24 protein-coding genes are annotated in these 23,629 nt (G+C 72.4%); 10 read left to right on the top strand and 14 right to left on the bottom strand.

The window, feature by feature from the left end:
• The first annotated feature begins 135 nt into the window (after positions 1–135).
• Positions 136–1,323 (top strand): THUMP-like domain-containing protein, encoded by a 1,188-nt coding sequence (locus tag AC3A3H_RS11735; protein ID WP_487614727.1) that lies wholly within the window; start codon positions 136–138, stop codon positions 1,321–1,323.
• 13 nt (positions 1,324–1,336) lie between these two features.
• Here AC3A3H_RS11735 and AC3A3H_RS11730 read toward each other — a convergent pair whose 3' ends face one another.
• From AC3A3H_RS11730 to tsaB, 4 genes are all read right to left on the bottom strand, one after another.
• Positions 1,337–2,014 carry a DUF4190 domain-containing protein gene (locus AC3A3H_RS11730; protein ID WP_487614726.1) on the bottom strand — a complete coding sequence of 226 codons (678 nt, stop codon included), beginning with the start codon at positions 2,012–2,014 and terminating at the stop codon, positions 1,337–1,339.
• Positions 2,015–2,114: 100 nt separating this feature from the next.
• The gene (tsaD, locus tag AC3A3H_RS11725; protein WP_487614725.1) at positions 2,115–3,212 is read right to left on the bottom strand and encodes a tRNA (adenosine(37)-N6)-threonylcarbamoyltransferase complex transferase subunit TsaD; all 1,098 of its coding nucleotides are present in this window, start codon (positions 3,210–3,212) and stop codon (positions 2,115–2,117) included.
• On the bottom strand, positions 3,209–3,715 hold the full coding sequence (rimI, locus tag AC3A3H_RS11720; protein WP_487614724.1) for a ribosomal protein S18-alanine N-acetyltransferase: 507 nt from the start codon (positions 3,713–3,715) through the stop codon (positions 3,209–3,211). The genes tsaD and rimI overlap by 4 nt, the downstream gene beginning before the upstream one ends.
• Positions 3,712–4,332 carry a tRNA (adenosine(37)-N6)-threonylcarbamoyltransferase complex dimerization subunit type 1 TsaB gene (gene tsaB / locus AC3A3H_RS11715; protein ID WP_487614723.1) on the bottom strand — a complete coding sequence of 207 codons (621 nt, stop codon included), beginning with the start codon at positions 4,330–4,332 and terminating at the stop codon, positions 3,712–3,714. The genes rimI and tsaB overlap by 4 nt, the downstream gene beginning before the upstream one ends.
• Before the next feature lie 68 nt (positions 4,333–4,400).
• Here tsaB and AC3A3H_RS11710 point away from each other — a divergent pair, with 68 nt between their 5' ends.
• From AC3A3H_RS11710 to AC3A3H_RS11700, 3 genes are all read left to right on the top strand, one after another.
• Positions 4,401–5,642, top strand: coding sequence for an ROK family protein (locus AC3A3H_RS11710; protein WP_487614722.1), 1,242 nt, complete (start codon positions 4,401–4,403; stop codon positions 5,640–5,642).
• Positions 5,643–5,713: 71 nt separating this feature from the next.
• Positions 5,714–7,039: an MFS transporter gene (locus AC3A3H_RS11705; RefSeq protein ID WP_487614721.1), complete on the top strand. Its 1,326-nt coding sequence runs from the start codon at positions 5,714–5,716 to the stop codon at positions 7,037–7,039.
• Positions 7,040–7,053: 14 nt separating this feature from the next.
• The gene (locus AC3A3H_RS11700) at positions 7,054–8,547 is read left to right on the top strand and encodes a carboxylesterase/lipase family protein (RefSeq protein ID WP_487614720.1); all 1,494 of its coding nucleotides are present in this window, start codon (positions 7,054–7,056) and stop codon (positions 8,545–8,547) included.
• 64 nt (positions 8,548–8,611) lie between these two features.
• Here the strand turns inward: AC3A3H_RS11700 and tsaE are convergent, their stop codons facing one another.
• The 4 genes from tsaE to glmS are packed head-to-tail and all read right to left on the bottom strand — an operon-like array spanning position 8,612 to position 12,478.
• Entirely contained in the window at positions 8,612–9,100 is a 489-nt protein-coding gene (gene tsaE, locus AC3A3H_RS11695) for a tRNA (adenosine(37)-N6)-threonylcarbamoyltransferase complex ATPase subunit type 1 TsaE (RefSeq protein ID WP_487614783.1), read from the bottom strand.
• Positions 9,101–9,144: 44 nt separating this feature from the next.
• The gene (gene alr, locus AC3A3H_RS11690) at positions 9,145–10,266 is read right to left on the bottom strand and encodes an alanine racemase (RefSeq protein WP_487614719.1); all 1,122 of its coding nucleotides are present in this window, start codon (positions 10,264–10,266) and stop codon (positions 9,145–9,147) included.
• Positions 10,263–10,619, bottom strand: coding sequence for a holo-ACP synthase (locus tag AC3A3H_RS11685; RefSeq protein ID WP_487614718.1), 357 nt, complete (start codon positions 10,617–10,619; stop codon positions 10,263–10,265). The genes alr and AC3A3H_RS11685 overlap by 4 nt, the downstream gene beginning before the upstream one ends.
• A gap of 8 nt (positions 10,620–10,627) precedes the next feature.
• Positions 10,628–12,478, bottom strand: a complete 1,851-nt coding sequence (gene glmS, locus AC3A3H_RS11680) for a glutamine--fructose-6-phosphate transaminase (isomerizing) (RefSeq protein ID WP_487614717.1) — start codon at positions 12,476–12,478, stop codon at positions 10,628–10,630.
• A gap of 41 nt (positions 12,479–12,519) precedes the next feature.
• Between glmS and coaA the strand changes: the two genes are divergently transcribed.
• The 3 genes from coaA (at position 12,520) to AC3A3H_RS11665 (ending at position 14,281) form a co-directional block, all read left to right on the top strand.
• The gene (coaA, locus tag AC3A3H_RS11675) at positions 12,520–13,488 is read left to right on the top strand and encodes a type I pantothenate kinase (RefSeq protein ID WP_487614716.1); all 969 of its coding nucleotides are present in this window, start codon (positions 12,520–12,522) and stop codon (positions 13,486–13,488) included.
• Positions 13,489–13,571: 83 nt separating this feature from the next.
• On the top strand, positions 13,572–13,883 hold the full coding sequence (locus tag AC3A3H_RS11670; protein WP_487614715.1) for a helix-turn-helix domain-containing protein: 312 nt from the start codon (positions 13,572–13,574) through the stop codon (positions 13,881–13,883).
• Positions 13,884–13,954: 71 nt separating this feature from the next.
• Positions 13,955–14,281: a helix-turn-helix domain-containing protein gene (locus AC3A3H_RS11665; RefSeq protein WP_487614714.1), complete on the top strand. Its 327-nt coding sequence runs from the start codon at positions 13,955–13,957 to the stop codon at positions 14,279–14,281.
• A 20-nt stretch (positions 14,282–14,301) separates the two neighbouring features.
• Here the strand turns inward: AC3A3H_RS11665 and glmM are convergent, their stop codons facing one another.
• From glmM to rplM, 3 genes are read right to left on the bottom strand one after another with little or no spacing between them, the layout of a single operon-like run.
• Positions 14,302–15,663, bottom strand: coding sequence for a phosphoglucosamine mutase (gene glmM / locus AC3A3H_RS11660; RefSeq protein ID WP_487614713.1), 1,362 nt, complete (start codon positions 15,661–15,663; stop codon positions 14,302–14,304).
• A gap of 27 nt (positions 15,664–15,690) precedes the next feature.
• A complete protein-coding gene (gene rpsI, locus AC3A3H_RS11655; RefSeq protein ID WP_487614712.1) occupies positions 15,691–16,191 on the bottom strand; it encodes a 30S ribosomal protein S9 in 501 nt (166 codons plus the stop codon).
• A gap of 49 nt (positions 16,192–16,240) precedes the next feature.
• Positions 16,241–16,687, bottom strand: coding sequence for a 50S ribosomal protein L13 (gene rplM / locus AC3A3H_RS11650; protein ID WP_179605025.1), 447 nt, complete (start codon positions 16,685–16,687; stop codon positions 16,241–16,243).
• Positions 16,688–16,973: 286 nt separating this feature from the next.
• Here rplM and AC3A3H_RS11645 point away from each other — a divergent pair, with 286 nt between their 5' ends.
• The 3 genes from AC3A3H_RS11645 to AC3A3H_RS11635 are packed head-to-tail and all read left to right on the top strand — an operon-like array spanning position 16,974 to position 20,337.
• Complete coding sequence (locus tag AC3A3H_RS11645; RefSeq protein WP_487614711.1) at positions 16,974–18,185, top strand: cytidylyltransferase domain-containing protein; 1,212 nt, start codon at positions 16,974–16,976, stop codon at positions 18,183–18,185.
• Positions 18,182–19,054: an N-acetylneuraminate synthase family protein gene (locus tag AC3A3H_RS11640; protein ID WP_487614710.1), complete on the top strand. Its 873-nt coding sequence runs from the start codon at positions 18,182–18,184 to the stop codon at positions 19,052–19,054. Before AC3A3H_RS11645 ends, AC3A3H_RS11640 begins: the two co-directional genes overlap by 4 nt.
• Positions 19,051–20,337, top strand: a complete 1,287-nt coding sequence (locus AC3A3H_RS11635) for a DUF6716 putative glycosyltransferase (protein ID WP_487614709.1) — start codon at positions 19,051–19,053, stop codon at positions 20,335–20,337. The genes AC3A3H_RS11640 and AC3A3H_RS11635 overlap by 4 nt, the downstream gene beginning before the upstream one ends.
• Here the strand turns inward: AC3A3H_RS11635 and truA are convergent.
• From truA to AC3A3H_RS11620, 3 genes are read right to left on the bottom strand one after another with little or no spacing between them, the layout of a single operon-like run.
• Positions 20,324–21,190 carry a tRNA pseudouridine(38-40) synthase TruA gene (gene truA / locus AC3A3H_RS11630; protein ID WP_487614708.1) on the bottom strand — a complete coding sequence of 289 codons (867 nt, stop codon included), beginning with the start codon at positions 21,188–21,190 and terminating at the stop codon, positions 20,324–20,326. The genes AC3A3H_RS11635 and truA overlap by 14 nt on opposite strands.
• A 23-nt stretch (positions 21,191–21,213) precedes the next feature.
• A complete protein-coding gene (locus AC3A3H_RS11625; RefSeq protein ID WP_487614707.1) occupies positions 21,214–22,254 on the bottom strand; it encodes a GNAT family N-acetyltransferase in 1,041 nt (346 codons plus the stop codon).
• Positions 22,255–22,263: 9 nt separating this feature from the next.
• Positions 22,264–23,601: an MFS transporter gene (locus AC3A3H_RS11620; RefSeq protein ID WP_487614706.1), complete on the bottom strand. Its 1,338-nt coding sequence runs from the start codon at positions 23,599–23,601 to the stop codon at positions 22,264–22,266.
• Between the last annotated feature and the right edge of the window lie 28 nt (positions 23,602–23,629).

Raw genomic sequence — 23,629 nt, 5'->3', positions numbered from 1 at the left:
TGGTGAACTCAGTCTTTGCGAACTCAATGGTCTGCGCGGCTTGCGTTAGCAAACTCGCACGGAGAGTGCTAACACGAGTCTAGGGGGTGCGTTAGCAGTCACGCAACGTGAGTGCCAGAAGGTACCGTGGTGCACATGGACCGGTCAGAACTCGTCGAGCTGCTCAGCCCCGAAGGCCTCCGGCTGCTCGACTCGCTGCCGCCCTACCGGTCGGAGAAGGACGTCCTGCGGATGGTCACCGACCTCCGCAAGCAGGGCCACTCCCCCGGCCTGGTCGCCGCCGTCCTGACCCAGGCGAAGCTGCGCAAGAAGGCGGTCGGCAAGTTCGGCGAGTTCGCGTCCCGGATGCTGTTCACCGAGGCGGGACTGGAGCAGGCGACCCGGCTGTCGGTCGCGGCACGCCACGCGGGCCGGTTCCGGGCGGCGGGCCTGAACCGCATCGCCGACCTCGGCTGCGGCATCGGCGGCGACGCGCTCGCCCTCGCCGCCCTCGAGCTGGAGGTCACGGCCGTGGAGGCCGACGAGGTCACGGCCGCGATCGCCGCGTTCAACCTCGCCCCGTTCCCCTCGGCCACCGTCGAGCACGGCCGAGCGGAGGACGTGAGCCTCCGCGCGATCGACGGCGTCTTCCTCGACCCCGCCCGCCGGACGGCCGGCCACACGGACACCGACCGGCTGACCGACCCGGACGACTACACGCCGTCGCTCGGCTTCGCGTACGAGCTGGCGACCGGCCGCTCGGTCGGGCTCAAGCTCGGTCCGGGCTTCGACCGCGACCTCATCCCGTCGACCGCCGAGGCGCAGTGGGTGTCCGCCGACGGGCAGGTGGTCGAGCTCGGACTGTGGTTCGGCGCGCTCGCCCGCTCGGGCATCCGCCGGGCCGCGCTGGTGCTGCGCGGCGACGAGGCGAACGAGCTCACCGCCGAGGCCGACAGCGAGGACGCCGAGACCGGCGAGCTCGGCGAGTACCTCTACGAGCCGGACGGCGCGGTCATCCGCGCCCGCCTCATCGGCGACCTCGCCCGGCGCCTCGACGGCCGCATGCTCGGCGACGGGATCGCCTACATCACGGCGGACGAGCCGATCCCGACGCCGTTCGCGGCGGGCTTCCGGGTTCTCGAGACCCTGCCGTTCGCGGAGAAGGACCTCAAGAAGGCGCTACGGGCCCGCGGCATCGGCACGCTGGAGATCAAGAAGCGCGGCGTGGACGTCGACCCCGCAGCGCTCCGGACGCGGCTCAAGCTCTCGGGCGACCGCCCCGCGACTCTGATCCTCACCAGGGTCGCGGGACGTCACACCGCTCTGCTCGCGGAGCGCGTCTGATCGGGAGCCGGGGTCAGTACCGGTACGTCGTCGACAGGTTCGCCAGGATGATGCCCCAGACGATCCAGAAGATGATCGCGATGGCGATCGCCACGAATCCGAGGATGATCCCGGTGAGCCAGAAGCCCTTGGCCTGCGGCTCCTTGCTCCTGCCGATGAAGCCGAGGACGACCGCTGCGACCGCGAACAGCGCGCCGATCCCGAACGCGAAGTTCAGGATGATGCCGATGATGCCGCCGACGAGCGACAGGATGCTGAGGATCGGCGACTTGCCGGCCGGCGCCGTCGCATAGGGCTGCGCGTAGCCGGGCGCGGGCTGGCCGTACGTCGGCTGGCCGTAGCCGGGCTGCTGGCCGTAGGGCTGCTGCGGCTGCTGGCCGTACGGCTGCTGCCCGTACGGCTGCTGCGGCTGCTGCCCGTACGGCTGCTGCGGCTGCTGGCCATACGGCTGCTGGGGCTGCTGCCCATAGGGCTGCTGACCGTACGGCTGCTCCGGCGCACCGTATCCCGGGGCCGCCGGCTGCGCGGGCGGAACGGGCGGCGCCGGCGGGGCGACCGGAGGCGTCGGCGGGACTCCGTCCGGCGCTGCGGCGGGCGGGATGTCGGACGACGGAGGAACCGGCTGGGCCGGCGTGCTGCCGTCCGTTCCTTCGGGCTCTGCTGCGCCTGACGGGGTGTTCGGATCGGACATGCTGCCCATCTCCTTCTCTGGTGAGTTCCTGAGAAAATCCTGTAACGAATCCATGGTCTCAGCGGTGGGACGACGTGTCAACGCACGGAGTCGCGCGCGCTCAGACCGGCGCGACCTGGATGTCCGTGACCGGCAGCGTGGAGTCCGCGCCGAAATCCAGGCGGCTCGGCGCCCGGCCGGCCATGATGAGCTGCGCGCCGAGCGCGGCGATCATCGCGCCGTTGTCGGTGCAGAGCGACAGGGCCGGGATGCGGAGGGTCACGCCGGCCTCCGCGGCCCGCTGCACCGCGAGCTGCCGCACCCGGGCGTTCGCCACCACGCCGCCGCCGAGCAGCAGCCGCGGCACGTCGTGGTCGAGGCAGGCGGCGATCGCCTTGGTGAGGAGGACGTCGGCGACGGCCTCCCGGAAGGACGCGGCGACATCGGCCACCGGGACCTCCTCGCCGGCGTCCTGCCGCTGCTCCACCCACCGCGCGACCGCGGTCTTGAGCCCGGAGAACGAGAAGTCGTACCTGTGCCGCTCGAGGTCCTTCGGCTTGGTGAGCCCGCGCGGGAACCGGATGGCCCGCGGGTCGCCGTCGGCGGCGACGCGGTCGATCTGCGGGCCGCCGGGGTACGGGAGGCCGAGCACGCGGGCGACCTTGTCGAACGCCTCTCCGGCGGCGTCGTCGATCGTCTCGCCGAGCAGTTCCACGTCCGACACCAGGTCGCGCACGAGCAGCAGCGAGGTGTGGCCGCCGGACACCAGGAGGGCGACCGTGGGCAGCTCGACCGGGTGGCCGGGGCCGCCGGACGCGTCGAGGACGTCCGCGCCGACGTGCCCCACGAGGTGGTTGACCGCGTAGAGCGGCTTGCCCAGCGACAGCGCCAGCGCTTTCGCTGCGCCGACTCCGACCATCAGCGCACCGGACAGGCCCGGGCCGCTGGTCACGGCGATGGCGTCGATATCGGCGAGCTCGATCCCGGCGTCCGCGACGGCGGTGCGGAGGGTCGGTGTGAGCGCCTCCAGGTGGGCGCGCGCCGCGACCTCCGGGACGACCCCGCCGTAGCGGGCGTGCTCCTCCATGGAGGAGGCGATGGTGTTGGCGAGCAGGGTCGTGCCGCGCACGATGCCCACGCCGGTCTCGTCGCACGAGGTCTCGATGCCGAGCACGAGCGGGCCGTCGCCGCGCGATCCGGACGGAGTCGGTGCGTTCATGCGATCGTGGTCTCCGGGGTCGGGACGGTCAGGCGCATGACGATCGCATCCACCCCGTCCGGCTGGTAGTAGTGCGGGCGCACGCCGATCTCCTCGAAGCCGAGCGTGCGGTAGAGCGTCTGGGCGCCGGGATTGTCGGCGCGCACCTCCAGGAAGACCTCGCCGGCGCCGCGGTTGCGCGCCTCGCCGATGAGGGCGAGCATGAGCGTGCGGCCGAGGCCGTGGCGCCGCGCCCGCGGGGCCACCGCGATGGTCTGGATGTCCCCCTCGCCCGCGCCGCGCGGGGCGAGCAGCCCGGCGTACCCGTCGATCCGCTCCGGGTCGTCGACGCCGACGGCGACCAGGTAGTAGCCGTGCGGCCCCGTCAGCTCGGCGCGCATCGAGTGCTCGGACCAGGCATCCGTGACGAAGGTGGCGCGCTCGAGCTCCATGATCGCGTCCACATCGGCCTCGGTCGCGCGGCGGAGCTGCCACGACGGAGCGCCGGCAGCGTGCGCGTTCACGCGCTCACCCGCTTGGGCCCGGCGGAGAGCGTGACGTCCGGCGAGCGCAGGTAGAGCGGCTCGTCGCGGTCGAACGGGAGGCCGGCGGTGAAGCGCAGCTCGGCGATCATCCCGAGCAGGCCCGCCGAGACCGTCGCCGTCTCTTCGCGCGGCAGTTCGGGGTGCGGCAGCGCGTCGGGCTTGTCCAGTCCGGGGCCGTCCAGGCGCACCGGGAGGCCGTGCTCGTCGACGCCGGAGTAGGCCGTCCAGTAGCGCTCGCGACGGCGCGCGTCCGTCACGACCAGCAGCGGCCCGGTGTGCCCGGCGAGGTAGCGCTCGTACGCGACCGCGTCGTGGCTGACGACGGGCACGAGCGGGCGCCCGGCGCCGAACGCGAAGGCGGTCGCCGCGGCGATGCCGACCCGGAGGCCCGTGAACGGACCGGGCCCCATCCCCGCGACCACGCCGGAGAGCGCGTCGACCCGGGTGCCGGAGGCGTCCAGCGCCGCGGCGATGAGGTCGCCGATCACCTCGGCGTGCCGCATGGTGTCCGGCTCGGTGACTTCGGCGAGGATGCCGCCGTCGCGGTCGACCACGGCGACACTCGTGCCCGCGGAGGTGTCGATGGCGAGGAGCATGCCTCCAGCCTATGCGGGATGCGGGTCCTGGCGGACCTGCCCGTCCTCCCGTGTGCGAAGCTGTGGGCATGGCGTCCTCGCGGTCCGGCTCCCTCGTCTCGGCCGACGTGCGCCGGCACAATCTGGCGCTCGTCGCGCACCGGCTGGCGGAGCGCGGCCCGCTGTCGCGCAGCCAGCTCGCCGACGCCACCGGGCTCGCCCGCGGCTCGGTGACGGCACTCGTCGCCGCGCTCGTGGAGGCCGGGGTCGTGCGCGAGTCGGAGGAGCCGGAGACCGCGCCGCGCGAGAACGCGCCCCGCGGGCGCCCGCTCACCCTGCTGCGGCTGGCGGCCGACGACGTCGCCCTCCTGGTGCTGCAGCTCGACGCCGACCAGGCGACGGCGGTGCTCACCGCGGTGGACGGCCGCGCGCTGTTCCGCGCGTCCGAGCACCACGGCCGGCCGATGGGCGACCCCGAGCGCGTGCTGGACGTGCTCGCGCGCGTGCTGGCCCGATCGCTCGACGCCGCAGCGGGCCTCGGCCGGCGGGTGGCCGACCTGACGGTCGTCGTGTTCGCCCCGATCGGCGGCACGCCTCCCGTGGTCGTGGTCGACACCGACTTCGAGTGGGGCGTTGTGGATGTGCTGACCGGCTTGCGGCAGCGGGTCCCCGCGATGCCGCCCGCCGCGCTGGCGAGCGACGGCACGGTCGCCGCCCTGGCCGAGCTCGCGGAGCTGGCGGATGCGGGCCAGGGCGTCCGCGATCTGGTCTACGCCAAGAGCAACTCGGGCATCGGCGGCGCGGTCGTCGCGGACGGCGCCCTCATCCCCGGCGCCCACGGGTTCGCCGGCGCGTTCGGGCACCTCGCCGTCGATCCGCGCGGCGCCCGGTGCCTGTGCGGCCAGCGCGGGTGCCTGGTCACCGTCGCGGGCCCTGACGTGGTACTGGCCGCAGCCGGGCTGACGGCGGAGGTCGCCGAGCGCGGGCTCACGGACGCGCTGCGCGAGCTGGTCGCCCGGATCCGGGCCGGCGAGCCGCGCGCGACCGCGGCGTGGGAGGCCGCGCTGCCGTGGATCGCGCACGCCCTGCGCCTCGTCACGATGACCGTGGACCCCGAGGTCGTCGTCCTCGGCGGGTTCTGGGCCGAGCTGGCGCCGTCGATCGCGGCCGCCTTCGAGGCGGACGGCCCGGCGATCGCGTCGCCGATCGCGGTGGTCCCTGGTCGCCTGGGCGAGGACGCCGCCCTGCTCGGCGCCGCGCGCGTCGCCCGCGACGGCCTCCTGGACGACCCGCTGGCCCTCGCCTCCGCCCCTGCCGCGGTGTCGATTTGATTCGACGCTTGAATTAATCACGGGGATACGTCATGCTTACGCGGGTAATCACACCCCCGAAAGGACCGACCATGACGACGATGTCATCGAGCTCTCCCGACCCCGCGCCGCTCTCCGCAGTCATCGGCGCCGGCGCCGCCGACGCCTCCCCGGATGCCGCCGACACCGCGGGCACCGTCAGCCCGCTCGCCCGCCGCGGCCTGCTCCCCTCCCTCGCGATCACCTCCCTGGTGCTGTTCGCGACCTACTCCGGCCTGGTCAGCGTGCTGCTGCCCAACCAGGTCGCGAACATCGACCCCGCGAACAAGGTCGCCACCCTTGCGATCGTGACCACGACCTCCTTCGTGTTCACGCTGTTCGCGCAGCCGATCGTCGGCGCGTTCAGCGACCGCACCCGCTCGCGGATGGGCCGCCGCGCCCCCTGGATGGTGATCGGCACCGCCGTCGCGGCCGCGTTTTTGATCGGCCTCGGCTCGCTGCAGTCGATCCTCTGGATCACGGTCTTCTGGGTCGTCATCCAGGTCGCGCTCAATGCGATGCAGGGCCCGCTCAGCGCGATCACGCCCGACCGCTTCCCGCGCAGCCGCCGTGGCGTGGCCTCCGCGATGGTCGGCATCGGCACCATGGCAGGCGTCACGGTCGGCGTCATCGTCGCGGGGATGCTCGCCGCGAACGTCGGTGTCGCGTACTCGGCGTTCGGGATCGTCGTGCTGCTGGTCACGCTCGGCTTCGTGCTGTTCAACCGCGACTACTCCAGCACGGGCATCGAGCTGCCGCCGTTCCGCTGGAAGGCGTTCTTCGCCGGGTTCTGGATCAACCCCCGCAAGCACCCCGACTTCGCCTGGGCGTTCGCGGCGCGGTTCCTGTTCATCCTCGGCTACTTCGTGGCCTTCAGCTACCAGCTCTTCATCCTCACCGACTACATCGGGATGTCGCTGAAGCAGGCGAACGCCCAGATCGGTCTCATCAGCCTCGCCTCGCTGGTCACCACCGTCGTCGCGGTGGCCCTCGCCGGCTGGCTGAGCGACAAGCTCGGCCGCCGCAAGGTCTTCATCTACCTCGCCTCGGCGCTCATGGTCGTCGGGCTGGCGATTCCGCTGCTGCTGCCGACCGTCACCGGGATGCTGCTCATGTCGGCGATCAACGGCTTCGGCTTCGGCCTCTACATGGCCTGCGACACCGCCCTGATGACCGAGGTGCTGCCCGGCGGCGGCGTCGCGGCCGCCAAGGACCTCGGCATCCTGAACGTGGCGACCAACATCCCGCAGGCGCTCAGCCCCGCGATCGCGGCGCTGCTGATCGGCGCCGTCGGCGGCTACCCGGCACTCTTCGTCTTCGCGATGGTGTGCGTCGCGCTCGCCGCCCTCGTCCTCATCCCCATCAAGTCCGTCCGCTGAGAAGGAGAAACCTCGTGACAGACAGCACCATCGACCGCCCAGAAGTCAGCACGGCAGCCGGCCGCGTCCGAGGGCGGTGGCGCGACGGATCCGCGGCCTTCCTCGGCATTCCGTTCGCGGAGCCGCCCGTCGGCGAGCTGCGCTTCGCCGCTCCCGAGCCGCACCGGCCGTGGGAGGGCGTGCGCGACGCCGGCGAGCACGGCGCGACGCCGCAGCGCAAGGCGCTCGCGGAGATCACGCTCATCCCGGAGCCGTCCTACCCCGGCGAGTCGACGCTCAATGTCGATGTCTTCACGCCGCGGCCGGGCGACCCGGAGGCGAAGCTGCCGGTGCTGGTGTACATCCACGGCGGCGGCTACGTCGCCGGCTCCCCGGCCAGCCCCTGGTACGACGGCGCCGCGTTCAACCGCGACGGCGTCGTGACGGTCAGCGTGTCGTACCGGCTCGGCTTCGACGGCTTCGGCTGGATCGAGGACGCTCCGGCGAACCGCGGCATCCTGGACTGGATCCTGGCCCTGGAGTGGGTGCGCGACAACATCGCGGCCTTCGGCGGCGACCCGGCGTCGGTCACGATCGCCGGCCAGTCCGCGGGCGGCGGAGCCGTGCTCACCCTGCTGACGGTCCCGCGCGCCGCGAGCCTGTTCCACCGCGTGTACTCGATCTCCGGCACCACAGCGAGCGTGGCGCGGGAGGACGCCGAGCGGCACGGGCGCGCCCTCGCCGCCGCGGCGGGGGTCGCGCCCACGCGCGCCGGTCTCTCCACGCTGACCGAGGAGCGCATCCTGGCCCTGCAGGGCGAGGACGACGCTGTCACCTCGCCGGAGGCGCCGAGCGACCCGATGGCCCCGCTGCGCGCACTGGCCTCCGGATCGGCGCTGCGCTGGGCTCCTGTCGTGGACGGCGACCTCGTGCCCGCGCCGATCGGCGCGGCGATCGCGGACGGGATCGGCGCGGACAAGGCGCTGGTGCTCGGCGCGACCGACAACGAGTTCAACATGGCCGTGACGGACCTGCGGGACGTCCTCGCCGACGCCGACCCGGCCGGACTGCTGGTCTCTGTCGGCGTCCCGGCGGAGGCGGCGAGCGCGTACGTCGCCGGCCACCCCGGGCTCGACACCGCCGGGACCCTCGGGCAGTTCGTCACGGACGCGATGTTCCGGGCGCCCGCCCGCGAGATCGCGGAATCCCGTGCCGCGGCCGGAGTCCCGGCCTGGGTCTACCGGTTCGCCTGGACGTCGCCCACCTTCGGCGCGGCCGTGCACTGCCTCGACGTCCCGTTCTTCTTCGACTGCCTCGACAGCGAGCGGGTGCCGTACATCGCGGGCGAGCAGCCGCCGGCCTCGCTCGCGGACGACGTGCACGGAGCGGCGGTGCGCTTCGTCACCACCGGTGACCCCGGCTGGCCCGCCTACGTGCTCCCCGAGCGCGAGGTGCAGGTCTTCGACGTCCCGACCACGGCCGTGGGGGACGGCCTGGCCGACGTCGGCGTGCTTCAGAGCGCACGCTGACGTCCCCGCCCGCGCCGCCGGAGGCGACGCCACCGGCGCGGGCGGGAAACGGGGGGATGCGGGGTCAGGCCCAGCGGGGGCCGAAGCCGGTGACGGTGACCGTGCGCGGCTCGTCGGCGTCGAGGTCGCCGTCGCCGAGGTCGCCGTCGCCGAGGTCGCCGTCGCCGAGGTCGACGGCGTCGTCCTCCACCGCGCTCCCCGCGCCGGTCGGCCGCACGATGTCGATCTCCAGCCACGACTCCGCAACTCCGTCGAGCATCCCGCCGCCCCACTCCACGACCACCACCGAGCCGGCGAAGTCGATGTCGAGGTCGTCCAGCTCGACGGCGCTGCCGAGCCGGTAGGCGTCCACGTGCACGAGCGGCGTGCCGCCGACCAGGCTCGGGTGCGTGCGGGCCAGCACGAAGGTCGGGCTCGTCACCGGGCCACGGACGGCGAGGCCCTCGCCGATCCCCCGGGTCAGCGTCGTCTTGCCCGCGCCGAGCGGGCCGGTCAGCACCAGGAGGTCGCCCGCGCGCAGCAGCGCGGCCAGCTCCAGCCCGAGGGCGTGCATGTCGTCGGCGGTGCCCACCGACAGCGAGACGAGGATGCGCCCGGTCACGCCGCTCCCCCGCGGTAGCTGCGCCGCACCCTCCCGCCGACGCGGGTGACGATCTCCCAGTTGATGGTGTCCGCCGCCTCGGCCCAGTCGTCCGCGGTCGGCACGCCCGTCGCGGGGTCGCCGAACAACACGACCTCGTCGCCGACCGCGACCTCCGCGTCGCCGACGTCGACCACGAACTGGTCCATCGCCACCCGGCCGGACACCCGGTAGCGGCGGCCGTGGATCGACACCGGCCCCCGCCCCGACGCGTGGCGCGGGATGCCCTCCGCGTACCCGAGCGGCACGAGCACCAGCGTCGTCTCGGTCGCGGTGCGGTAGGTGTAGTCGTAGGAGACGCCGGTCCCGGCGGCCACTCTGCGCACCGCGGCCACCCGGCCGCGCAGCGTCATCGCCGGCCGCAGCCCGAGTTCGGCCGCCGACGCGGGGCCGAAGGGGCTCAGCCCGTAGATCGCCAGCCCGAACCGGACCAGGTCGAATCGCGACTCGGGAAGCGTGAGCGCGGCGGCGCTGGCCGCGATGTGCCGGAGCGCCGGCCGCAGCCCGGCGGCCTCGGCCTGCTCGACCCCTCGCCGGAACACCGCGATCGCGGCCCGGTCGTCGTCGAGCGACGCGTTCGAGAGGTGGCTGAACAGGCCGCGCACCACCAGAGTCCCGGTCTGCTCGAGCTCGCGCGCCCGGGCCACGACGGCCTCCCACTCGGAGGCGGGGACACCGTTGCGGCTGAGCCCGGTCTCCAGCTTGAGCTGCACGAACGCCGGCGTCTCGACCGTTCCGGCTGCCGCGGCCGCCTCCAACTGGGCCGCGGACGAGATGCCCACGTCGATGCCCGCGGCGACAGCGGCCGCGAAGTCCTCGTCCGGATCGTGCAGCCACGCCAGCACCGGGGCGTCGATCCCGGCCTCCCGCAGCTGCAGGCCCTCGGGGATGTCCGCGACGCCGAGCCAGTCCGCGCCGCCGGCGAGGGCCGCCCGCGCGCACTCGACCGCTCCGTGTCCGTAGGCGTTGGCCTTGACGACCGCCAGCACGTGGGGCGTGCCGACGAGCTCGCGCAGGCGCGCGACGTTCGCGGTCACCGCATCCAGATCGACGACGGCTTCACGGAACGCGGCGCTCACGCGTCCCGCTCCAGCACGACGAAGGCGGTCGCGATCCCGGCATCGTGCGACATCGACACGTGGATGTGCGCGATCCCCCGCTCGGCGACCTGGCGCCCGACCACGTTGTGCAGCACGAAACCCGGGTTCCTCTCCTCGTCGGGCACGATCTCCATGTCGTGCCAGCGCACGCCCTGCGAACCGCCGAGCGCCTTGATCAGCGCCTCCTTGGCGGCGAAGCGCGCAGCGAGGGAGTGCACCGGCAGCCCGCGCTCGGCCTCGGTGAAGAGGCGCTCGCGCAGCTTGGGCGTGCGGTCCAGCGATCGGGCGAAGCGCACCAGATCGACGACGTCGATCCCGATGCCGGCGATCACGGGGGCCCCTACTCCACGGTGACGGACTTGGCCAGGTTGCGCGGCTGGTCCACGTCGAGGCCCTTCGCCGCCGACAGCTCCATGGCGAAGATCTGCAGCGGCACCACCGAGAGCAGCGGCTCGAACAGCGGAGCGGCGAGCGGGATGCGGATGACCTCGTCGGCGAACGGCAGCACCGCGGCGTCGCCGGCCTCCGCGATCGCGATCACGCGGGCACCACGGGCGCGGATCTCCTGGATGTTCGAGACGACCTTCTTGTGCAGCTCGTCCGACCAGCGCGGGCTCGGCACCACGACGAACACCGGCTGGCCGGGCTCGATGAGGGCGATCGGGCCGTGCTTGAGCTCGCCGGCGGCGAAGCCCTCCGCGTGGATGTACGCGAGCTCCTTGAGCTTGAGCGCGCCCTCCAGAGCGATCGGGTAGCCGACGTGCCGGCCGAGGAAGAGCACGGAGCGGGTGTCCGACATCCAGTGCGCGAGCTGCGCGATCGTCTCGTGCGCCTCGAGCACCGTGGCGATCTTCGCGGGGACGGCCTGCAGCTCGGCGACGGCGTCGCGCTGCTGCGCGGAGGACAGCGTGCCGCGCACTCGGGCGAGGTGGAGGCCGAAGAGGTAGAGCGCGGTGATCTGGGCGACGAACGCCTTGGTCGAGGCGACCGCGACCTCGGGGCCGGCGTGCGTGTACAGCGCAGCGTCGGACTCGCGCGGGATGGTCGCGCCCTGGGTGTTGCAGACCGAGATCGCCTTCGCGCCGGCCTCCCGGGCGTACTTGACCGCCATCAGCGTGTCCATGGTCTCGCCGGACTGGCTGATCGAGATGACCAGGGTGCCGTCGGTGAGGACCGGCTCGCGGTAGCGGAACTCGTGGCTGAGCTCGACCGTGACGGGGACGCGCGCCCACTTCTCGATCGCGTAGCTGCCGACCAGCCCGGCGTAGGCCGCGGTGCCGCAGGCGACGATGGTGATCCGGTCGATGCCCTGGAGGAAGTCGTCGCCGATCGCGTCCAGCTCCGGGATGTGCACGGTGCCGTCGACGACGCGACCGCGCAGGGTGTTCGCCACCGCGTCCGGCTCCTCGGCGATCTCCTTCGCCATGAACGACGACCAGCCGCCCTTCTCGGCGGCGGAGGCGTCCCACGCGACCTCGAACGGCTCCACCTCGACCGGCGCACCGGCGAAGTCCGTGACCGTGACAGAGTCGGGCGTGATCGTGACGATCTGGTCCTGGCCGATCGCCAGCGCGCGGCGGGTGTGCTCCACGAACGCGGCGACGTCGGAGCCGAGGAAGTTCTCGCCCTCGCCGAGGCCGATCACGAGCGGCGAGTTGCGGCGGGCGCCGACCACGACGTGCGGCTGGTCCTCGTGCAGGGCCAGGAGCGTGAAGGCGCCCTCCAGGCGCGAGACGACGCGCTGGAACGCCTCGCTCAGGTCGCCGGTGGCGCGGTACTCGCGGCCCAGCAGCACGGCCGCGACCTCGGTGTCGGTCTCCGACTCGAACGCGAAGCCGTCGGCGAGCAGCTCGTCCTTCAGGCTCGAGAAGTTCTCGATGATGCCGTTGTGGATGACCGCGAGGCGGCCGTCGTCGCCCAGGTGCGGGTGGGCGTTGCGGTCGGTCGGGCCGCCGTGCGTCGCCCAGCGGGTGTGGCCGATGCCGGTTCCGCCGTTGGGGATCGGGTTGGCCTGCAGGTCGCCGGCGAGCACGGAGAGCTTGCCGGCCTTCTTGGCCGTCGCGAGATGGCCGTCAGGGTCGATGACGGCGACGCCGGCCGAGTCGTAGCCGCGATACTCGAGGCGCTTCAGGCCGCCGAGCAGGACCTCCAGGCTCTTGTCGGTACCGACGTACCCCACGATTCCACACATGCACCCGAGTCTATCGTGGGCGCACCTTAGACTTGTCGCCTATGGCTGAGAACGGCGCCGCTCGCGGCGGATCCACGGCGAACGGCGAGTCCAGCACCCCCTTCGTGGAGCTGAGCCGTTCCGACTGGTCCGAGCTGGCGCAGAACACCCGGCTTCCGCTCAAGGAGACCGAGATCGTGCAGTTGCGCGGCCTCGGCGACCCGCTGGACCTCCGGGAGGTCGAGGAGGTCTACCTGCCGCTCAGCCGCCTGCTCAACCTGTACGTCGGCGGCACCAAGCAGCTCCATCGCGTCACGAGCGACTTCCTCGGCGAGCGCGCGCAGCCCACGCCGTTCGTGATCGGCGTCGCCGGCTCCGTGGCCGTCGGCAAGTCGAGCATCGCGCGCCTGCTGCGCGAGCTGCTCTCCCGCTGGGACGACACCCCCCGGGTCGAGCTCGTGACTACGGATGGCTTCCTGCTCCCGAACGCCGAGCTCGAGCGCCGCGGCCTGATGGAGCGCAAGGGCTTCCCGGAGTCGTACGACCGCCGGGCGCTGCTCCGGTTCGTGACCGAGGTCAAGAGCGGCGCCCCCGAGGTGCGCGCACCGTTCTACTCGCACCTCAGCTACGACATCGTGCCGGACGCGGAGATCGTGGTGCGCCGGCCGGATGTGCTCATCGTCGAGGGGCTCAACGTCCTGCAGCCGGCGGGCGGCGGCAACCGGCTCGCGGTGAGCGACCTGTTCGACTTCAGCGTGTACGTGGACGCGCGCACGCGCGACATCGCGCACTGGTACCAGGAGCGCTTCCTCAAGCTCCAGCGCGGCGCGTTCGCCAACCCCAAATCGTACTTCCACCGCTACGCGCAGCTGACCGAGGAACAGGCCAGGGCCAGGGCCGCAGCCATCTGGACGGCCATCAACGAGCCCAACCTCATCCAGAACATCCGGCCGACGCGGTCGCGGGCGAAGCTCGTCCTGCGCAAGGAGGCCGACCACACCGTGAGCTCCGTCCTGCTGCGCAAGCTGTAGCCCGGGGTCCGGACGCTTCGCGCCCAGAGGACGCGTGCTCGAAGACTCTGGCTCATCGCTGCGGCATCCCGTAGGCAAGACGCATGGCTACACCACGATCTCGCGCCGCTCAGCTCTTCGGTCAACGGGTCCGTTCGGCCCGGGTGGCGCTGGGCGTGAGTCAGGAGGAGATCGCCCAGCTCGCGGACATGCACGTGACCAACTACGGGCGCGTGGAGCGTGGCGAGGCCAACTCCGAGCTGCACACCATCGTCCGCGTCGCGACGGCCCTCGACATCGACCCTGCGGAACTCGTGACCGGGCTGTACGGCGATGGCATGCTCCCTGATCGGGAGCACGCCTTCTCGGTCACCGACTTCATCGCGGCGAAGCGCGCGCAGACATCCGAGGTATAAATACACCAGGAGTGCGTGCGTACAGTGTTCATCCTCTGGGAAAGGACCCCGCAGGACAGCAGAGTGGACGCATGTCGTCCCCGCGCTTCGAAGCAGCCAGCATCCTGGGCGCCCGCCTCCGGACGCGGCGCGTCGAACTGGGCCTCTCCCAGTACGAGGTGGCCAACCTCAGCCAGGTCGACGTCGCGAACTACGGCAAGCTCGAACGCGGCACGGGCAACCCGACGCTGCTGACCCTGCTGCAGCTCGCCGTCACGCTCGAGACCGAGCCCGGCGTGCTGCTCGAAGGACTGGCGGACGTCGCCCTCCTGCCGGAGCGCACCCGGCCGTTCTCGGTCTCCGACTTCGTGCGCGAGCGGAACGCCCGGCTCGACCGGGAAGCCGGCGCCCAAGACTGAGCCGCGGCGCGGCGGGCGGACTAGACGCCCAGCCGCTCCCGCACGACATCCGCCAGCTCGTTGGCGAGACGCTCCGCCGTGGTCTGGTCGGCGGCCTCCACCATGACCCGCACCAGCGGCTCGGTCCCGGACGGGCGCAGCAGCACCCGGCCGGTGTCGCCCAGCGCCGCCTCGGCGGTCTGGACCGCGAGCTGCAGAGGCTCGTCGGTGTGGACGGCGTGGTGGTCCACGCCCTTCACGTTCACCATGACCTGCGGATACACCGTCATGACCTTCGCCAGCTCGGACAGCGGCTTGCGCTGACGCGCCATCTCGCTGAGGAGGTGGAGGCCGGTGAGGATGCCGTCGCCCGTGGTCGCGAACTCGCGCATGATGACGTGGCCCGACTGCTCGCCGCCGAGGGCGTAGTCGTTCTGGTTCATCTCCTCGAGCACGTAGCGGTCGCCGACGGCGGTCTCCACGATCCGGATGCCGTGCTCGCGCATGGCGATCTTGAGGCCGAGGTTGCTCATCACGGTCGCGACGAGGGTGTCCTCGTGGAGCTTGCCGCGCTCCTTCATGCCGACCGCGAGGATCGCCATGATCTGGTCGCCGTCGACCACATTGCCATCGGCGTCGATCGCCAGGCAGCGGTCCGCGTCGCCGTCGTGCGCGATGCCGACGTCGGCGCCGGCGGCGAGCACGGCCTTCGCCAGGTTGTCGAGGTGCGTCGAGCCGACGCCGTCGTTGATGTTCATGCCGTCGGGCGAGTCGCCGATGACGGTGACCCGGGCGCCCGCGTCGGTGAACACCTCGGGCGAGATGCCGGCGGCCGCGCCGTGGGCGCAGTCGAGCACGACGTGGATGCCGTCGAGGCGGTGCGGAAGGCTCGCCAGCAGGTGGACCACGTAGCGGTCCTCCGCGTCCGCGAACCGGCGGATGCGGCCGACGTCCGCGCCGGTCGGCGTGAGCTTCTCCATCTCGAGATGCTGCTCGATGCGGTCCTCGACGATGTCGGGGAGCTTGGTGCCGCCGCGGGCGAAGATCTTGATCCCGTTGTCGGGCGCGGGGTTGTGCGACGCCGAGACCATCACGCCGAAGTCGGCGTCGAAGTCGGCGATCAGGAAGGCCGCGGCCGGCGTCGGGATGACACCGGCGTCGTAGACGTCGATGCCCGAGCTGGCCAGGCCGGCCGCGACGGCGGCCGAGAGGAACTCGCCGGAGACCCGGGGGTCCCTGGCGACGATCGCGCGCGGGCGTTTGCCCGCGGCGCGGCGCGCCTCGGCGCTGCGGCCTCGCGTCAGGACAGCAGCAGCTGCCTGAGCGAGGCCGAGCGCCAAGTCGGCGGTGAGAGGACCGTTCGCGAGTCCGCGGACTCCGTCGGTTCCGAAAAGGCGGGGCATGGACCGAAGCCTAGACGCTGGGGTGCGTCAACGCTTGGAGAACTGCGACGCCTTGCGGGCCTTCTTGAGACCGGCCTTCTTACGCTCGGTGACGCGCGCGTCACGGGTCAGGAAGCCGGCCTTCTTGAGGGTCGGACGGTTGTTCTCGCGGTCGATCTCGTTCAGCGCACGGGCGATGGCGAGGCGCAGCGCGCCGGCCTGACCCGAGGGGCCGCCGCCGGTGATGCGGGCGACGACGTCGTACGAGCCGATGAGGTCGAGGACCTTGAACGGGTCGGTGATGAGCTGCTGGTGCAGCTTGTTCGGGAAGTAGTCCGCGAACTCACGGCCGTTGACCGTGATGGTGCCGGAGCCCGGGACCAGGCGCGCACGCGCGATGGCCTCCTTGCGACGGCCCACGGCCGCGCCGGGCACGGAGAGGACGGGACGCGGCGCGGCCGGGGCCGCGCTCTCGGGGGTCTCGGTCGAGTAGGACTCGACGTTCTCGACAACCTGGGCCGAGTCGATGCTGTCTGCGATCTTCGCCACGATGGTGATAATCCTTTGTCTTTAAGTCAGTCGTGAAGGTCTGGATCGCTTACTGGGCGACCTGGCCGAGCGTGTACTGCTTCGGCTGCTGGGCGGCGTGCGGGTGCTCGCTTCCGGTGTAGACCTTCAGCTTGCGGAGCTGGGCGCGGCCGAGGGAGGTCTTCGGCAGCATGCCGCGGACGGCCTTCTCGACGGCCCGGACCGGGTTCTTCTCGAGGAGCTCGGAGTAGGTGGTCGCCTTGAGGCCGCCCGGGTAGCCGGAGTGGCGGTAGGCCTTCTTCTGCGCCGCCTTCTGGCCAGTGAGGGCCACCTTGTCGGCGTTCACGATGATGACGAAGTCGCCCATGTCCATGTGGGGGGCGAAGGTCGCCTTGTGCTTGCCGCGGAGGAGGGCGGCGGTGTGGCTGGCGAGACGGCCGAGCACGACATCGGTCGCGTCGATGACGACCCAGTCGCGCTGGATCTCGTCTGCCTTCGGGGTGTAAGTGCGCGTCACAGTAGTGGCTGCTTTCTGTATCGAACGGAGGAGTTCGTGAATCCCGCTCCGATGGGGGTTCTCGTCTCGATGAGGCGGGAACCGGGGCCGGTGGAGGGCTCACGTTCGTGTGTCGCGCCGCAGTGAGGCGCGGACACCAAGGATCAATACTACGCGACACGCCCGGGGAGGGTCAAACCGAGGCGGTCCACCCTGCACCTGAACGACTCCTCAGCTTCCTGAACACGTTCACATCCGCTTGCCCGCCGTTCCGATCCCGGCTACCCGGCCTCCCTAGCGTGCCGCCATGAGCACCTCTCCCCGCGTCGTGGCGATCATCCCGGCGCGGGCGGGATCGCGCGGCCTCCCCGGCAAGAACCTGGCCACCGTCGGCGGTCGCAGCCTGGTGTCGCGGTCGGTGCGGTCGGCGGCGGAGGCAGGGCTCGTCGACACGGTCGTGGTCAGCACCGACGGCGACGACATCGCGGCGGCCGCGGAGGCGGCCGGTGCGCTCGTCGTCCGGCGCCCGGCCGAGCTCTCCGGCGACCTGGCGTCGTCCGAGTCCGCGCTGCTGCACGCCCTCGACGCGCTCGCGGCGCGCGGGATCGACCCGGAGGTCGTGCTCTTCGTGCAGGCGACCTCCCCGTTCACCGCGCCGGCGGAGCTCGACGCCGCCGTCGGGCGGGTCCTCGCCGGCGACGCCGACGTCGTGCTCGCCGCCGTGGAGTCGCACGCCTTCCTCTGGCGGACCCGCCCGGACGGCGAAGCGGAGGCCGTGAACCACGACGCCGCCGTGCGGCCGCGGCGGCAGGACCGCGCGCCGGAGTACCGCGAGACCGGGGCATTCTACGCGCTCAGGACCGCCGGGTTCCGCACCGCCGGACACCGCTTCTTCGGGCGCGTGGAGCTCGCGATCGTGGACCCCGCCGGAGCGATCGACATCGACGACCCCCTCGACCTGGCGACGGCCGACGCGCTGGCCCCGCTGCTCGATTCCCGCGATGCCGCCCGCACCGCGCCCGCCATCGACGTCGACGCCGTCGTCACCGACTTCGACGGCGTGCACACCGACGACCGCGCCTCCCTCGACGCCGACGGCGCCGAGACCGTGGTCGTCAACCGGCGCGACGGGATGGGCGTCCGGATGCTGCGGGAGGCCGGCCTCCCGGTCCTGATCCTCTCCACCGAGACGAATCCGGTGGTCGCCGCACGCGCGGCGAAGCTCCGGGTCGACGTGCTGCACGGCGTCGACGACAAGGCCGCGGCGCTGCGGGCCTGGGCGGACGACGCGGGCATCCCGCTGCAGCGGCTCGCCTACCTCGGCAACGACGTCAACGACCTCGGCGCCCTCGGGCTGGCCGGCTGGCCGGTCGCGGTCGCCGACGCGCACCCGGCCGTCCTCGCGGCGGCCAGGCACGTCCTCGCCCGGCGCGGCGGCGACGGAGCGGTGCGCGAGCTCGCCGACGCCATCCTCGACTCCCGGAACACCGGAACAGAACGGAACGGAGCACGGACATGACCGTCACCATCGGACGCAGCACCATCGGCGGAGACGACCCCGCCTACCTGATCGGGGAGATCGGGCTCAACCACAACGGCGACGTCGAGCTCGCCAAGCGTCTCATCGACGTGGCGGCGGACGCCGGCATGCAGGCGGTGAAGTTCCAGAAGCGCACCCCGGAGATCTCCACGCCCGAGCACATGAAGGCGACGCCCCGGAGCACGCCCTGGGGCGAGATGACCTACCTCGAGTACCGCTACCGGGTCGAGTTCGACCGCGATCAGTACATCGAGATCGGCGACCACGCGACCCTGCGCGGACTCGACTGGTTCGCCTCGCCGTGGGACGAGCCGTCGGTGGAGTTCCTGGAGGACCTGAACGTCGTCGCGTACAAGATCGCGTCGGCCTCGGTCACCGACCTGGGTCTGCTCTCGGCCGTCGCCGACACCCGCAAGCCGGTCATCCTGTCCACCGGCATGTCCACGATCGAGCAGATCGACCGCGCCGTGGCTGCCCTGGGCACCGAGCGCCTCGTCCTGCTGCACGCGACCTCCACGTACCCGCTCCCGGCGGAGGAGGCCAACCTGCGGATGATCCAGACCCTGCGCTCGCGCTTCCCCGGCGTCCCGGTCGGCTACTCGGGTCACGAGCCGGGCCTCCAGATCTCGCTCGCCGCCGTCGCACTCGGCGCCGCGGCGGTCGAGCGGCACATCACGCTGGACCGGACGATGTGGGGGTCGGATCACGCGGCATCGCTGGAGCCGCACGGCGTGCACACGCTGGTGCGCGACATCCGGATCATCGAGACCGCGCTGGGCGACGGCGTCAAGCGCATCCAGCCGGGCGAGCTCGCGCCGCTCGCGAAGCTGCGCCGCGTCGGCGCGTGAGCGGCGCGTCCCGTCCTGCGCGGAGGCGTGTCGTCGGGATCGTCGACACCGACTCGTTCGCCAAGTGGGGAGCGCACCTGCTCTCGGCCGCGCCAGCCGGCTGGGAGCTGGAACTGCTGACGGTCGCGACTCCCGTCGCCGCGAGCACGGAACAGCTCAGGTCCGCGTTCGACGGCCTGGACGCGCGACTGGCCGCCCTTGCGGCGTCCCCTCCCCCGGCGCTCGGCGTGGACGCGATCATCGACCGGCTGCGGGCCGACGCTCCCGACGCGGTGCTCGTCGCGACGCTCGGCCCGGTCGCCGAACTGCTGATCGACCGCATCCACCGCGTCGTCGCCCCGCGTCCGGTGCTGATCACCGGTCTGCCCGGGATCTCGTACCCGGCCAAGTGGAAGGGGCTCTTCCTGCGCGCCCGCGCCGACCTGTTCGTGCTGCACAGCAGGCGCGAGGTGCGCGAGTACGCCGCCATGGCCCAGGACGGCGGGGTGCAGCCGCACTTCGCCCTCGCGACGCTGCCGTTCCTGCGGGCGGGGGCCGGGGCCGGCAGACGGAGCGATCCCGACACGGTCGTCTTCGCCGCGCAGCCGAGCGTCCCTGCGGCGGAGGAGGACCGCCGTGCGATCGTCGACTGGCTGCGCCGCACCGCTCTCGCGCACCCGGACTGGCGCGTGGTCATCAAGACCCGCGCCCGGACGGGCGAGAGCCAGACGCATCGCGAGCTGTACCCGTACGCCGACCTGGTGCCGGCCGACGCTCCCGCGAACCTGACCGTGGAGACCGGCCCCATGCACCTCCATCTCGACCGTGCGGTCGCGCTCGTCACGGTCAGCTCCACTGCGGTCGTGGAGGCCGTCGATCGCGGTGTGCCGGCGCTCACGCTCACCGACTTCGGCGTCTCGCGCCAACTCATCAACGAGGTGTTCGCCGGCAGCGGGCTGGAGGGCGACGCCGCCGACCTGATCGCCGGCCGTTTCCCGGCGGTCCGCCCGGAGTGGCTCGACGACAACTACTTCCACCCCGCGGACGCGGACGACTGGGCGCGCAGGGTGGAGGCCCTGATGGCGCTCCGCGACGCCGGCGCGCTGCCCGACCGGCCACCGGCCCGGCGCAGCCGGGGAGGCGCGCTGCGGCGTGCGTGGGAGCGCAAGATCGCGCTCGGCCCCCTCGACACCTCGGCCCTGGGCGTCGTCGCGATGTTGATCGGGACGCCCATCAGGACGGTCAAGCGCCTGCTGCGGCGCCTCCGCAACCGCTTCGCCGCCGCGACGGTCAGAGCGACCTGAGTCCCCGCGTCTGCTCCGCCCGCAACGCCAGCTCCGCATCCTCCGGGTAGCCGACCTCGATCAGCGTCAGCCCGCGGGCCGGCATCACCTTGAACGCGCTGGTCCGGGCGCGCGCGTCGCGGAGCTCGACCAGGTCGCCGGGCGTCAACGAGCCCTCGCCGACCTCCACGCACGCCCCGACCAGGGCGCGGACCATGCTGTGGCAGAACGCGTCGGCCACCACCTCCCCCACCAGCACGCCGTCGTCGTCGCGCCGCCAGGAGAAATCGAGCAGGGTGCGGATGGTGGTCGCGCCCTCCCGCGCTTTGCAGTAGCTGGCGAAGTCGTGGAGGCCGAGCAACCCGTGCGCGGCCAGGTCCATCGCGCCGGCGTCGAGGTCGGCCGAGACCCAGGCCGTGCGGTGCCGCTGCAGGGGGTCGCGCAGCGCTAGCCGGTCGGCGACCCGGTACTCGTAGCGCCGCCAGAGCGCGGAGAACCGCGCGTCGAAGCCGGGCGGGGCCTCGCCCGCACGCAGGACGACGACATCGGCGACCGGGCCGAGGATGCCGTTCAGCCGGCGGGCCAGCGCCTCGTGCGGCGTCAGCGGAGGCCGTTTGCCGTGCGGCTTGCGGAGCGTCGCGAGCTGCTCCGGCGCGAGGTCGACGTGCGCCACCTGGCCGCGCGCGTGCACCCCGGCGTCGGTGCGGCCGGCCACCGTCAGCGCCGGCGGGTCGCCCGCACGCCGGAAAATCGTGGCGAGCGCGGCCTCCAGCTCGCCCTGCACGGTGCGTTGCTCGGGCTGGCGGCCCCAGCCGTTGAAGTCGGTGCCCTGGTAGGCGATGTCGAGCCGGAATCGCGTCGCATCGTCGGTCATGCCTCGATTCTAGGGAAGGCCGCTCAGTACTCCCGGACGAGCGCGGTCTCGCCGAACGTCGTGACGAACCCCATGCCGGTGTAGAGGCTGTCGGCGCCGGTCGGGCTGGCGGCGTCCACATCGAGCACGGCCTTCTGCCAGCCGCGTCGCGCGCTCCCGGCGAGCACGGCGCTCAGCAGCGCGGGCGCGATGCGGCGACCGCGGTGCGCCCGGGTGACCCCGACGGTCGAGATGTACGGGCCGGAGAAGCCCTGCGCCTCCCAGTCGTCCTCGTTCACGTCGGAGAGGATCACGCCGGCGACCTCGGCTCCGGCGAGGGCGACGAACGACACGTCAGGAGCGAACGTCCCGCCGATCAGCGACTCCCACTGCTCGTCGCTGAGCGGCTGGCTCCCCCAGTGGTCGAGGAAGGCCTCGTCGCGCGCCGCGTGCACGGCGGCGGCGAGGTCGCTCGTGTACGGGACGATCCGCACGTCCTCCGTCGGGGTCACCTCGGGGATCGGCTCGGCCAGGTCGCGCTCCATCGTGTGGAACCACCGGACCGCGGTGAACCCGGCACGGCTGAGCAGCCGCTCCCGGTCGGGCGAGCGCCGGTCGGCGTAGCCCACCAGCCAGCCCGGCAGTGCCGCGTCGCTCGCGGCGAGCTTCTGCTCTCCGCGCGCCCGCTGCCAGGCGATCAGCTCGCGGCCGATGCCCTTCCCGCGGTGATCGGGATGCACGGCGCCGTTCATGAACTCGCGCACCAGCGTGATCTGCCGCGGCGGCTCCAGCACCGAGCCGACGGCGAGCACGGCGCCGTCGTGCCCGACCGCCAGCAGCGTGTCCTGCTCGAGGTCGAGGAAGCTGAACGCGAGCTCGTCCTGCACCTCCTCGAGGGTGGTGAGGTAGTTCGGGTGGTCGACCGCGTCACTCGCCTGCAGCACCGCGTGCACCGCCGCCACGTCGTCCTCGGCGATCGGGCGCCAGTCGGCGACCAGGGGATGCCGTGGCCGGTACGTCGGCGGCGCCTCCACCCGCGCGCTCAGCGGTGGACGTGTCGTCTCGGCGGATTCAGGCCCCGGCATCCCGCCAGCCTAGCGGTGGGCCGGCTCAGCGCTAGAGCCGGCCTGGGGGCGCCGGCCCAGCTCCGCCGTGGGCGTCCGCGCGGTCTCCCGCGCCGTCAGCGCTGCCAGCGTCACGACCACGGCGATCACCGCGGTGAACACCGAGATGACGACCCAGCCGTCCGGGCCCGTGCCGCCCATCGCCGTGACGATGCTCGGCGCGAAGCCCGCCATGAGGAAGCCCAGCTGCGTCCCGATCGCGACGCCGGAGAAGCGCACCTCGCGCGGGAACATCTCGTTGTAGAACGACGGCCAGACCGCGTTCGCGGCCGCGTAGCCGCAGGAGAACACCGCGACGGCGAGCAGGAACGTGATCCAGACCTCGGAGCCGGACATCGAGCGCAGGTAGAACGGCATCAGCACGGCGCTGGCGAGAGCGCCGTAGATGAACACCGGCTTGCGGCCGATCCGATCGGCGAGCATCCCGAACAGCGGCTGGGTGACCAGCGCCACGATGTTCGCCACGACGACGAGCCACAGCGTCACCGAGGCCGCGAGGCCGGCGTCGGTGCCGTAGGCGATCGCCAGGTTGCCGAACACCGTGGACACCGCCGCGATCATCGCGAGGACCACCACGCGCAGCACGTCGCGCCAGTTCGAGCGCAGCAGCCCGACCAGGGGCAGCTTCTCGATCTCGCCGCCCTCGGCCGCGCTGACGAACTCCGGCGACTCCGGCAGCGACCGGCGCACGACGAACGCGACGACCACGACGACGGCGGACAGCCAGAACGGGATGCGCCAGCCCACCGAGTAGAGCACGTCCTCCGGCAGCGCCATCACGGGGATGAAGGCGATGGCCGCCAGCACCTGGCCGCCCTGGGTGCCGGTCAGCGTCCACGAGGTGAAGAACGCGCGCCGGCCGTCCGGCGCGTGCTCGAGCGTCATGGAGCTCGCCCCGGCCTGCTCGCCGGCGGCCGAGAGCCCCTGCAGCAGCCGGCAGAACACCAGCAGCGCCGGCGCCAGCCAGCCGACCGTCTCGAACGTCGGCAGGCAGCCGATCGTGAAGGTGGCGAAACCCATCAGGGCTAGGGTGAAGACCAGCACCTTCCTCCGGCCGATCCTGTCGCCGAAGTGGCCGAGGATCACCGCGCCGACCGGGCGCGCCACGTAGGCGAACCCGAAAGTCGCGAACGACATCACCCGCGCGGTCGTGTCGGCGTCGGGGAAGAAGACGTGCGGGAAGATCAGCGCGGCGGCCGACCCGAAGATGAAGAAGTCGTAGTACTCGACGGCGGAGCCGAGGAATCCGGCGAAGGCGGCGCGCACCGGTGTCCGGGTGCGCGCGGGGGCGGGGGCGAGGGTGGTCAACGTCGACTCTCGTTTCTTTCGTTGCTAT

The organism is Leifsonia sp. Soil_N53, assembly GCF_057655165.1.
Note: the sequence above shows the minus strand (reverse complement) of the source record. Positions and strands in the feature narration are given on the sequence as shown.